8 protein-coding genes and 3 tRNA genes are annotated in these 11339 nt (G+C 67.6%); 4 read left to right on the top strand and 7 right to left on the bottom strand.

Annotated features, from left to right (window positions below; genetic code table 11):
- Nucleotides 1–100: 100 nt before the first annotated feature.
- The 4 genes from SNE35_RS22590 to SNE35_RS22575 all read right to left on the bottom strand — a co-directional run bounded on the left by SNE35_RS22590 (nucleotide 101) and on the right by SNE35_RS22575 (nucleotide 1220).
- Nucleotides 101–166: transfer RNA gene (locus SNE35_RS22590), tRNA-Leu, on the bottom strand.
- 197 nt (nucleotides 167–363) lie between these two features.
- On the bottom strand, nucleotides 364–924 hold the full coding sequence (locus tag SNE35_RS22585; protein WP_320425269.1) for an HNH endonuclease: 561 nt from the start codon (nucleotides 922–924) through the stop codon (nucleotides 364–366).
- Between the two features lie 44 nt (nucleotides 925–968).
- A tRNA-Asp gene (locus SNE35_RS22580) sits at nucleotides 969–1044 on the bottom strand.
- 101 nt (nucleotides 1045–1145) lie between these two features.
- Nucleotides 1146–1220: transfer RNA gene (locus SNE35_RS22575), tRNA-Glu, on the bottom strand.
- 516 nt (nucleotides 1221–1736) lie between these two features.
- Here SNE35_RS22575 and SNE35_RS22570 point away from each other — a divergent pair.
- Together SNE35_RS22570 and SNE35_RS22565 are read left to right on the top strand one after the other, a co-directional pair.
- Complete coding sequence (locus SNE35_RS22570; RefSeq protein WP_320425268.1) at nucleotides 1737–2099, top strand: hypothetical protein; 363 nt, start codon at nucleotides 1737–1739, stop codon at nucleotides 2097–2099.
- A 71-nt stretch (nucleotides 2100–2170) separates the two neighbouring features.
- Nucleotides 2171–3439, top strand: a complete 1269-nt coding sequence (locus SNE35_RS22565; protein ID WP_320425267.1) for a sensor domain-containing phosphodiesterase — start codon at nucleotides 2171–2173, stop codon at nucleotides 3437–3439.
- A 7-nt stretch (nucleotides 3440–3446) separates the two neighbouring features.
- On the opposite strand, the gene SNE35_RS22560 is transcribed toward SNE35_RS22565, so the two are convergent.
- Both SNE35_RS22560 and SNE35_RS22555 read right to left on the bottom strand, forming a co-directional pair.
- Complete coding sequence (locus tag SNE35_RS22560) at nucleotides 3447–6494, bottom strand: FAD-binding and (Fe-S)-binding domain-containing protein (protein ID WP_320425266.1); 3048 nt, start codon at nucleotides 6492–6494, stop codon at nucleotides 3447–3449.
- 10 nt (nucleotides 6495–6504) lie between these two features.
- Complete coding sequence (locus tag SNE35_RS22555) at nucleotides 6505–7197, bottom strand: GntR family transcriptional regulator (RefSeq protein ID WP_320425265.1); 693 nt, start codon at nucleotides 7195–7197, stop codon at nucleotides 6505–6507.
- Nucleotides 7198–7348: 151 nt separating this feature from the next.
- On the opposite strand from SNE35_RS22555, the gene SNE35_RS22550 reads away from it, so the two are divergent.
- Complete coding sequence (locus tag SNE35_RS22550) at nucleotides 7349–8590, top strand: pyridoxal-phosphate-dependent aminotransferase family protein (RefSeq protein WP_320425264.1); 1242 nt, start codon at nucleotides 7349–7351, stop codon at nucleotides 8588–8590.
- Between the two features lie 127 nt (nucleotides 8591–8717).
- Nucleotides 8718–9998 (top strand): MFS transporter, encoded by a 1281-nt coding sequence (locus SNE35_RS22545; protein ID WP_320425263.1) that lies wholly within the window; start codon nucleotides 8718–8720, stop codon nucleotides 9996–9998.
- Here SNE35_RS22545 and SNE35_RS22540 read toward each other — a convergent pair whose 3' ends face one another.
- Nucleotides 9999–11309 carry a carbohydrate porin gene (locus tag SNE35_RS22540; RefSeq protein ID WP_320425262.1) on the bottom strand — a complete coding sequence of 437 codons (1311 nt, stop codon included), beginning with the start codon at nucleotides 11307–11309 and terminating at the stop codon, nucleotides 9999–10001.
- Nucleotides 11310–11339: the final 30 nt, after the last annotated feature.

The following is an 11339-nucleotide window of genomic DNA, read 5'->3' as shown; positions in this document are numbered from 1 at the left end:
CACGGGTGACCACGCTGATGCCGACGTGCCCGAAGGCAGGCCGACACGTTCGGCGGGGTGGTCTTGCGACCGTTTTTCACTGGCGTGATAGGCCAATTTTTGGAGTGGGACTCGAACCCACGACTCACGGAACCTGAATCCGTTGCTCTACCCGACTGAGCTATCCAGTGGTGATGAACCCGGGAGTCGAACCCGGACCCTTGCGGGACAACCGTGCTTCACCGTATCGGCCCCTTTCAGCAGGGCGGCATGCGTCGCGGCAACGGGCGGACCCGGCCACGGCGCACCGGTGGGGTCGTACCCCCAGCCTGTGAGCCCTGCCTTCCAAGGCAGATCTGTGGGCGCCTGAGCCAACCGGATGGGTCAGCTCAGGCGCGATTCCTTCGGCAGCCGTGCGGCCAGCCACTCATGCACGTCCGCGCGGATCCGCCTGCCCTTAAGCAGGAAATCCTCGAAGCGGCTGGGCACGTAAGGCGTGAACAGCAGCGGCATCCTGGCCTCCTCCGGCGTTCGGTCGGCCTTGCGCGCATTGCAGGCGCGGCAGGCAGCGACCGTGTTCATCCAGCTGAGCGCACCGCCCCGCGAGGCCGGCAGGATGTGGTCGACCGTCAGGCTGCGCAACTCATGCGCATCGCCGCAGTAAGCGCAGGTGAGCCGGTCGCGCCGCAGCACCTTGGGCTTGCTGAAGCCGGGCACCACGTCGAACAGGTTCAGCCGCGAATTGCCACGCAGCGCCAGGATGGCCGGTACCTCAAGGGTCGACTGCCGGCCGGTACGGACATTGGCGCCGCCACGCAGCACGGCCAGCGGCGTGTCGCCGATCGACCAGGCCACCGAACGGGTAGCCACGTGGCCGGCCGCCTGCTCGATCGAAATCCAGGCCTGGGGCTGGCCGGTGATGTCCAACTGCAATACGTCGTGCATGGCGTCCTCCCTTCTGTGGCTGGCAAGAATGCGCTTGATTCATTTGGCGCCGCCAGCGGGCTTCGATCCCGCGACCTCCGGTTCGACAGACCGGCGCTCTTCCGACTGAGCTATGGCGACTCTTGTTCTCGATGGTTGTCGGTAACGGGTTCCGACGCCGCCCAATCGTTGCGGCCGGTTTGCGCCCGTCGAAGCGTGAGCTCGACGACGGGCTTCTGGACTGGTGTCCCGTGCGGGAGTCGAACCCGCCTCTTCGGCTTGAAGGGCCGAGGACCTCACCGGAAGTCCAACGGGACAGAAATTGATGCCTCGCAAGGCGATGCCATCTCGGCTGTGTCCGCACGCGACCCGAGCAAGCAAGGCTTGCCTTGACCGCTGCATGCCGGCTCCGTCTGCAGAACGTGCTGGGGCACACATGCACACCGGGCTGGCCGGTGCTTGTGCACGGGCACACCCGAGATGGCGCCGCAAGAGCCGGACAAACAAAAAGCCCGGTTCCTGCAGGAGACCGGGCTTCAGGGGATCGATGAATCCCTGGAGGATGAAAGCTTCAGTGGGCTGGAGCTTTCCCCGGTGACGTTGACTCGCCCTCGTGTCGGTCATGCAGACTCGCGGCGACGCACAAAGCCATCTCGCCCTGGGATGGGCGCTTGGCGTTGGTGGCGAGGGCTGTGCGAATCATGATGGGACCGTGTGGCTTGGTGTGAATCAACGAATGAGCGAATTGTGAAGAGTGTTCACGCACTCGTCAACCACTCATCGCCATTTCGCAGCCTCTAGAATGGATGTGAAGTTTTTTAACAACACCCGCCGTGTCCAGCATCACCACCGTCCGTCGACTCAATGCTCTTGCCCTCTTCCAGAGCTTCGTGGAGGAGCGCATCGCCGCGGGCGATCCGCCCAAGGGACTGGAGTCCGCCTGGGCGAGCAGGATCGAGGTGAGTGGCGCGACCTGGTCAATGGCCAAAAGCGGCGCGCGGCCAATCGGCGACAAGCTGGCACGGCAGATCGAACAGCATTGCGGCAAGGAAGCGGGCTGGCTGGATGAGGAGCGCGCACCTGCCGGCCTCTCGCCCGGGGAGCAGCAATTCCTCGCGCTGGCCCTGAAAACCTATCGCGCCACGAACAGCGATGGGCGCAAGCGCCTGAAGCAGGCGCTGAAGACCTTTCAGTAGCGCCTGCCAGGCCGCGGAACGCCGATTGCCCCGCCGCCTGAAACGGGCCAGGAGACCAGGGAGACAAGCTCATGAAAGACGTGATCGAGAGTGCCATCTCGATGATCGCGCAGCGCAATCGCGCCATCCCCGAGCAGGCGGCGAAGACGGCCCTGGAGCGCAGCCTCCACGCCATTCGTACGCATCTGCAGATGGACGTCGCCTTCATCTCGGAGCTGTCCGAGGGGCGGCGGCATTTCCGCTACGTCGATGCCGAGGCGGGCGAGCCGATCCGCGCCGGCGATTCGGCGCCGGCCGAGGACAGCTACTGCATGCGCATCGTCGAAGGCCGCCTGCCCGAGCTGATCCCGGATGCCTGCCTCAACATCAAGGCGCTGAAGATCGCGGCCACCAAGGCGCTGCCGGTCGGTGCCCACCTGAGCGTTCCGATCCGCCTGTCGGACGGCCGCATCTACGGGACCTTCTGCTGCTTCAGCCACGCGCCGGACGACTCGCTGACCTCGCGGGACCTGGGGATGATGCGGGTGTTCGCGGACCTGATCGCCGACCAGATCGAGGCCGACCTCCGCGTGCGCGGGGCCCGGCACGATGCCGGGCGGCGCATCGATGCCGCGCTGCAGCCCGGCGCGCTGAGCATCGTCTACCAGCCGATCGTCAACGCCGCGCAGAAGCGGGTCGTCGGCTTCGAGGCGCTGTCGCGCTTCAAGGTCGAACCCCAGCGCACGCCAGACCTGTGGTTCGCCGAGGCCGCGAGCATCGGCCGCAGCGTCGAGCTGGAGACGCTGGCCATCCGCCACGCGCTGCGGGCGCTGGACCAGTTGCCCGCCGGCAGCTACCTCTCGCTGAACGCCTCGCCCGACACCGTACTCGAAGGCGACCTCGCCGGGCTGCTGGCGGGCCAGCCGCTGGAGCGCCTCGTGATCGAGGTGACCGAGCATGCGGCCATCGATCTCTACGAGGACATCGCCGCCGTCTTCGGCCCGCTGCAGGACCGAGGGCTGCGCCTGGCCATCGACGATGCCGGCGCCGGCTACGCGAGCCTGCGCCACATCCTCAACCTGGGGCCGGACATCATCAAGCTGGACACCAGCATCACGCGCGGCATCGACCTGGATCCCTCGCGCCAAGCCCTGGCCAAGGCGATGTGCGGCTTCGCCAGCGCCACCGGCAGCCAGATCGTCGCCGAGGGCGTGGAGACCGCGGCCGAGCTGCAGACCTTGGCCGGCCTCGAGATCAACAATCTGCAGGGTTACTTCCTGGGCCGCCCGCTGCCGCTGGACGAAGCGCGGGCGCATGTGCTGGACCTGAGGAAGCGCCTCTTCGATTTCGATTTCATCTGAGCAGGCCCTAGGCCAGCAGGCTGTCCAGCAGCACGGAGACGTGAACCGCTTGCCGCGAGGCGCCGTCCGCGATCTGGTGGCGGCAGCTGGTGCCGTCGGCCACGACGATGGCGTCCGGCTGCTTGCGGATGGCGGGCAGCAGCGCGGCCTCGGCCATCTTCATCGACACCTCGTGGTGCTTGGCCTCGTAGCCGAAGCTGCCGGCCATGCCGCAGCAGGAGCTTTCGATCAGCTCGGGCTGCGCGCCCGGGATCAGGCGCAGCACATCCATCACGGGCTTCACCGCGTCGAAGGCCTTCTGGTGGCAATGGCCGTGGACGAGGATGGGCTTGCCCGCCGGCCGCAGCTTCAGATCGAGCTTGCCGGCCTTGGCCTGCTGCGCCATGAACTCCTCCAGCAGCAGGGCCTGGGCCGCCACCGTCTTCGCCGCCTCGCCAAGTCCCATCACCAGCGCCTCGTCCCGCAAGGTCAGCAGGCATGAGGGCTCCAGGCCGACGATGGCGATGCCGGCCCGCGCCAGCGGCTCCAGTTCCGCGACCAGCGCACCGGCGCGTGCCTTGGCCTCGTCGACCATGCCGGCCGAGAGGTAGGTGCGGCCGCAGCAGTGATGGCCGCCCTCCTTCGAGACCGTGTGGAGCGCGTAGCCCGCGGCGCGCAGCACGCGGGTTGCGGCCAGCGCGTTCTCGGTCTCGAAGATGCCGTTGAAGGTGTCGACGAAGAGCACCGCGACCCGGCCGCCCTCGCCCGCGATGCGCAGCGCCTCGGCCTTGTCGACGAAGCCGGTGGCGAATTCCGGCGAGCGCCAGAAGGTGTCGGAGCGCCATTCGGGCAGCGAGCGCTTGGCGGAGAAGCCGAGCAGCTTCTCGCCCGCCTGTGCCAGCAGCGGCAGCTTGTTGCGCAGGTTCAGCAGCCACGGGAAGCGGCTGGCCAGCGCGGCGTAGTCGGGCAGGCGGCCGACCAGCCGGTCCTTCATCGTGTGGCCGTGGCGGGCCTTGTAGTGGGCCAGGAACTCGACCTTCATCTTGGCCATGTCCACGCCGGTCGGGCAGTCGCGCTTGCAGCCCTTGCAGCCGACGCACAGGTCCATCGTGTCGTGCATGGCCTCGCTGGTGAAGGCATCGGGGCCGAGCTGGCCCGAGACGGCCAGGCGCAGCGTGTTCGCGCGGCCGCGGGTCAGGTGCTGCTCGTCGCGGGTCACGCGGTAGCTGGGGCACATGGTGCCGGCGTCGAACTTGCGGCAGTGGCCGTTGTTGTTGCACATCTCCACAGCCTTGGCGAAGCCGCCGGTGCTGTCGCCGCCGGTGCCGGGCGCGGTGGTTTCCTCGGTGACCGGATCGGCCTGAACGTTCCAGGCCGACCAGTCGAGCACCGGCTGGATCTCGATGCGGCGGTAGGGCCGCGGCGCCTCGGGCGGCGCGAAGCGGAACAGCGAGCCGTCGTCCATCTTGGGCGTGTCGACGATCTTGCCGGGGTTGAACAGGTCGGCCGGATCGAAGAAGCGCTTGATGTCGCGGAAGGCCTCGTTGATCCTGGGGCCGAACTGCCACTCGATCCACTCGCCGCGGCACAGGCCGTCGCCGTGCTCGCCGCTGAACGCGCCCTTGTAGCGGCGCACCAGGGCGGCGGCCTCCTCGGCGATGGCGCGCATCTTCTGCGCGCCGTCGCGCCGCATGTCGAGGATGGGCCGCACGTGCAGCGTGCCGACGCTGGCGTGGGCGTACCAGGTGCCGCGGCTGCCGTATTTGGCGAAGACCTCGGTGAGCCCGTCGGTGTATTCGGCCAGGTGCTCCAGCGGCACGGCGCAGTCCTCGATGAAGCTCACCGGCTTGCCGTCGCCCTTGAGGCTCATCATGATGTTGAGGCCCGCCTTGCGCACCTCCCACAGGTTCTTCTGCGGCGCCTCGTCGGGCATCTCGACAACGGCGCCGGGCAGGCCCAGGTCGCCGATCAGCTCGACCAATTGCCGCAGCTTGTGCAACAGCGGCCCCTTCTCCTCGCCGGAGAACTCCACCAGCAGGATGGCCGCGGGCCGGCCAATCAGCGCCGTCTCGATGGTCGGGCGGAAGGCCGGGTTGGTGAGGCTCAGCTCGATCATCGTGCGATCGACCAGCTCCACCGCCGTGGGGCCCAGCTTGACGATGTGCTGGGCCGAATCCATCGCGGCGTGGAAGCTCGGGAAGTTGACGACGCCCAGCACCTTGGCGCGCGGCAGCGGGCTCAGTTGTAGGGTCAGCGAGCGGGTGTAGGCGAGCGTGCCTTCGGAGCCGATCAGCAGGTGCGCCAGGTTCACGCCGCCGTCGGCCGTGTAGGGGCGCTCGCTCTGGTTGTCGAAGATGTCCAGGTTGTAGCCGGCCACGCGGCGCAGCACCTTGGGCCAGTGCTCGCGGATCTCGGCGCCGTGTTGGCGGGCGAGGCCGCGCACGTGCTCGGCGATCGCCGCGGCGCGGCCCGTCGCATGCTCGACACGGCCGAAGTCCACCAGTTCGCCGTCGGCCATCCAGGCCTGCGCGCCGAGCACGTTGTGGACCATGTTGCCGTAGGCGATCGAGCGCGAGCCGCAGGAGTTGTTGCCGGCCATGCCGCCCAGCGTGGCCTGCGCCGCGGTGGACACGTCGACCGGATACCACAGGCCCAGCGGCTTCAGCTGCGCATTGAGGTGGTCCAGCACCAGGCCCGGCTCGACGACGGCGGTGCCGTTCTTCGCGTCGACCTCCAGCACCTTGCGGAAATGCTTGGTGTTGTCGATCACCAGCGCCGCGCCGGTCGTCTGGCCGCACTGGCTGGTGCCGCCGCCGCGCGGCAGCACGGGCACCTTCAGCTCGCGAGCGATGGCGATCGCGGTGGCGATGTCGCGCTCCGTCTTCGGCACCAGCACGCCGGCCGGCATGATCTGGTAGATCGACGCATCGGTGGCGTAGCGCCCCCGCGATGCCGCATCGAACATCACCTCGCCTTCGGTCTCCGCCTTCAGCCTGCGGGCCAGTGCATCGCAGACCTCGTTTGGCGGCAGCTGCGTGCCCAGCGGTTGGAGTTGGGAGGTGGGTTCAATCAGCATCAGGTCTCCTTCATGAGCTCTTGGCGCTCCGGGGATAGATCTCGCCCGCGCGCATCAGGTCCAGCACGGTGTCTCGCTTGTTCTTCAGGTGGGCGACCAGCACGTCGCGCATCGCGGCGCCGTCGTGGGCGGCCAGCGCTTCGAGCATCAGCTCGTGCTCCTTCACCGCGCGCTTCCACTTCGCCTCGTTCTGGTTGGTGCGGAAGCGCAGCGACTGCACGCGGGCGTTGATGCCGTTGTAGGTGCTGGTCAGCACCGGGTTCTTGGCGGCGTCGTTGATGGCGGTGTGGATGCGCGCGTTCAGCCGGTAGTAGCCCGACAGGTCCTGCCGGGCGAAGCAGGCCATCATTTCGTAGTGCATCGCGCGGATCTCGGCCAGCTCGGCGTCCGTCACCCGCTGCGCGGCGAATTCGCCGGACATGCCTTCCAGCCCCGCCAGCACCTCGAAGGTGTTGACGATGTCGGCTTCGGTCAGCTTCACCGCCACCGCGCCGCGGTTGGGCAGCAGGTCGACCAGGCCCTCGGCCGCCAGCAGCTTGATCGCCTCGCGCAGCGGCGTGCGCGACACGCGCAGCTGCTCGCTCAGCTCGCGCTCGTTGAGCTTGGCGCCCGGTGCGATGGCGCCTTCCACCAGCATGGTGCGCAGCCGCGCCACCACCTGGTCATGCAGCGCCAGCCGCGAAATCTCGATCACCTCCGCCATGAATTTCTCCGATCTATTTGCATTTTGCATGCATTTACAAAGCCAATCAAGCCCAAAATACAGGGTTTTCCATCATCTTAATTTGCGTTTTGCATGCAAAACTAAGTTCAAACACCCCAATCCAAGACCGCATCGGAAAGGACCCCGCATCGTGTTGACCCTCGACTTCCATCCCACCGGCCGCCACTTCCTGCAGATCCCCGGACCGAGCCCGGTGCCGGACCGTATTTTGCGGGCAATGAGTCTGCCGACCATCGATCACCGCGGCCCCGAGTTCGGCGCGCTGGGCCTTCAGGTGCTCAAGGGCATCCGCGAGATCTTCAAGACCCAGCACCCGGTCGTGATCTATCCGGCCTCGGGCACCGGCGCCTGGGAGGCCGCGCTGGCCAACACGCTGAGCCCCGGCGACCACGTGCTGATGTACGAGACCGGCCACTTCGCCACCCTGTGGTCCAAGATGGCCGCGCGGCTGGGCATCTCCGCCGAGTTCCTCGCCTGGCAGGGCCAGGACGAGCACCTGCCCAACGCGCCGAGCTGGCGCCGCGGCGTGCAGGCCGACCTGATCGAGGAGCGGCTGCGCAAGGATCCGGAGCACCGCATCAAGGCCGTCTGCGTCGTCCACAACGAGACCTCGACCGGCGTCACCTCCGACATCGCCGCCGTGCGCCGCGCGATCGATGCAGCCAAGCATCCGGCGCTGCTGATGGTCGACACGATTTCGGGCCTGGCCAGCGCCGACTACCGGCACGACGAATGGGGCGTGGACGTCACCGTCAGCGGCTCGCAGAAGGGGCTGATGCTGCCGCCCGGCATCAGCTTCAACGCGCTGTCGCCGAAGGCGCTGGAAGCCAGCAAGAGCGCGAAGCTGCCCCGCTCCTTCTTCGCCTGGGACGAGATCGTCGAGATGAACCACAACGGCTACTGGCCGTACACGCCGAGCACGAACCTGCTCTACGGCCTGGTCGAGGCGATGGAGATGCTGCAGAGCGAAGGGCTGGACCAGGTCTTCGCCCGCCACCAGCGCTGGGCCGCCGGCGTGCGTGCCGCGGTGAATGCCTGGGGCCTGCCGATCCAGTGCGCGGACCCGGCCCTGTACTCACCGGTGCTGACCGGCGTGATCCTGCCCGCGGGCGTCGATGCCGACGCGCTGCGCCAGCTGATCTACCAGCGCTTCGACCTGTCGCTCGGCGCGGGCCTGGGCAAGCTGAAGGGCCGCATGTTCCGCATCGGCCACCTCGGCGACAGCAACGACCTGACCTTGATGGCCACGCTCTCCGGTTGCGAGATGGGCATGAAGCTGGCCGGCATCGCACTGAAGTCCAGCGGCGTGCAGGCAGCGATGGACTACTTCGCGGGCCACCCGGCCGGCTCGGCCTTGAAGGCCGCCGCATAAGGCGCCGACCGGCCGCGGGCCTACCCGCTTCTCACCGCGCGTTGATACCACGCCTCGTCAGGAACGAGGCGTGGTGGATCGACTCGCCCTCATGCGCAAACGACAGACGACAGATCGGAGACAAGCCATGAAGAAGATGTTTCGAGCGACCAACGTGGTGATCACCATGTTGTGCCTGATGTATTTCATCACCTACCTCGACCGGGTCAACGTCAGCACGGCCGCGGCCGGCTTCGGGCCGGAGTTCGGGCTCAACAAGACCGAGATCGGTCTGGTGTTCTCGGCCTTCGCCTACCCCTACCTGATCTTCCAGATCATCGGCGGCTGGGTCAGCGACCGCTTCGGCGCCAAGCGCACCTTGATCGCCTGCGGCGTCGTCTGGGCGCTGGCGACGATGATGACCGGCTGGGCCAGCGGCCTGGCCTCGATGCTGGTGGCGCGGGTGCTGCTGGGCCTGGGCGAAGGGGCGACCTTTCCGGCGGCCACCTCGGCCATGTCGCGCTGGGTCGCCAAGGAGAAGCGCGGCTTCGCCCAGGGCATCACCCATGCGGCCGCACGCATCGGCAACGCGGTGGCGCCGGCAGCGATGGTCTGGAGCATGGCCGCCTACGGCTGGCGCGAGTCCTTCTACATCTGCGCGATCATCAGCTTTGCCTGGGTCGCCGTCTGGTGGCTCGTGTTCACCGAACACCCGAAGGACCACCCACGCATCACGGCCGAGGAGACGGCCCTGCTGCCGCCGCCGAAGGCCAAGGGCGCGCCGGTGCCCTGGGGCCCGCTGTTCCGCCGCATGGCCCCGGTCACGATCGTCTACTTCTGCTACGGCTGGACGCTCTGGCTGTTCCTGAGCTGGATCCCGCAGTACTTCCTGCACAGCTATGACCTGGACCTGAAGAAGTCCGCGCTGTTCGCCTCCAGCGTGTTCTTCGCCGGCGTCCTCGGCGACACGCTGGGCGGCTGGGTCACCGACAAGCTCTACGAGCGCACCGGCAACCTGAACAAGTCGCGCAGCTGGATGGTCGCGATCTGCATGCTGCTGACCCTGATCTCGCTGGTGCCGCTGATGCTGACGCACAACCTCACGGTATCGGTGCTGAGCCTGTCGGCCGGCTTCTTCTTCGCCGAGATGACGATCGGCCCGATGTGGGCGATCCCGATGGACATCGCGCCGGAACACTCCGGCACCGCCAGCGGCATGATGAACACCGGCTCCGCCGCCGCGGCCATCGTCTCGCCGGTCGTCTCCGGCCTGCTGATCGACCGCTTCGGCAGCTGGGAACTGCCCTTCGCCGGCAGCATGCTGCTGATGGCCTTGGGCGTGCTGCTGGCCTTCCGCATGCGGCCGGACAGCAAGTTCAGCACTGCCTCGACCGGCAGCAAGGTGGCCGACCTGCAGCGCGCGACGTAGTCAGCTCTCCCAGCGCAGCCGGATTGAGTAGACCGACACCGGGCCACGATCGGCGTTGTAGCCCGGGTTCCGTATGCGCTGGGCGTCACCGGTCAGGAACAGGCCATGGGCAAGGTCCGCGCTGTAGTACAGCTCCAGGTCCTGTTCCGGCCGGTAGCGCAAAGCGCCGTCGCCGAGGAAGAAGGTCGCACCGCCGTCCTGAAGGTAGCGGCGGTGCTCGGCCGCCAGGCTGCTCCGGGCCACGCCGAGCCCCAGCACGTCGTCACTACGGGTCCAGGCCGAGCCCTTCAGCTGAAGGCCGGCCGACACCGATGCGTCGGCCTCGGTGAAGGCGTAGGTCTCGGTCTTCCCGTCGGCGCGGAAGGCGCGCGCAAAGGCGCCCAAGTCTTCCGACAGGTGGTGCTCGACGTTGAGGCCGAAACCCTGCTTCACCTGATTGCCGCGGCGCACATCGGCCAGCGGTTGCGGCGGTCCCTCGTCGCCGAGCGCATCGCCATACCGCGCCATCACCGCCCGCATGCGGAACATCAGCAGCCGCACGGTGCCCGACTGCCCGGCCAGCTCGTAGTCGTGGCTGGCCTCGATCTGGTCGCTGAAATGCGTGAACAGGTGGTGGTCAAGCTGGAGCTGGTTCGGCTCCTTCGGCACCGCGAAACGCCCCGCGCGCAGCGCCCAGTTCCCCACGATGTATTCCGCCGCAAGGCCCTGGGTGTAGCCGCGCGAGTCGGCCGCGTAGTCGTAGGCCGCATGCGTCATCAGCGCCCAGTTCATGAACTGCATGCGCGGATCGTGCGCATAGGCGTTGACGTCGAAGATGTCCAGCACCGAGAGCACGCCGGCCGTGAGTATGAGCCGGTTCGCGGTGGTCGCGCCACCGAGCTGGTTGGCCGAAGACTCCAGCGATTGCGACTCGCCGCCCAGCTCGACGGTGTGGCGCGCGAACAGGCGCGCGACGTAGGCCTTGGGCTTGTCGCCGGAGGTCTTGGCCAGCTCGCCATTCGGAAAGCCCGCCAGCCCCAGCAGGCCGGACATGGCGATGCCCTGGGCAATCTCGGGATCGAAGTAGACCTCCGTCGCCGAAGGCAGGCGCAGCCCGAACGCGGCCGTGCCGGTGAAGGAGTAGCTGGTCTCGGCCTGGCCGGACAGGCTGTTAGGGCCGGCATAGGGTGAATGGAAGGTCGGCTTGAACTGGCGGACGTAGGTGCTCTGGAAATGGGCGTTCCAGGCTTCCTGCGCGCGCGCCGCGCAGCCGATGGACGTCAGGAAGACGAAAGCGATGAGCAGCCCGAGGCCGCGAAATTGAACTCGCATGACAACACCGAAGAGAAAGGGGCCGAAGGG

The organism is Roseateles agri (genome assembly GCF_034043675.1).
GTDB lineage: Bacteria > Pseudomonadota > Gammaproteobacteria > Burkholderiales > Burkholderiaceae_C > KK5.
The sequence above is the reverse complement of the archived record's forward strand: the minus strand, read 5'-3'. Positions and strand labels throughout refer to the sequence as shown.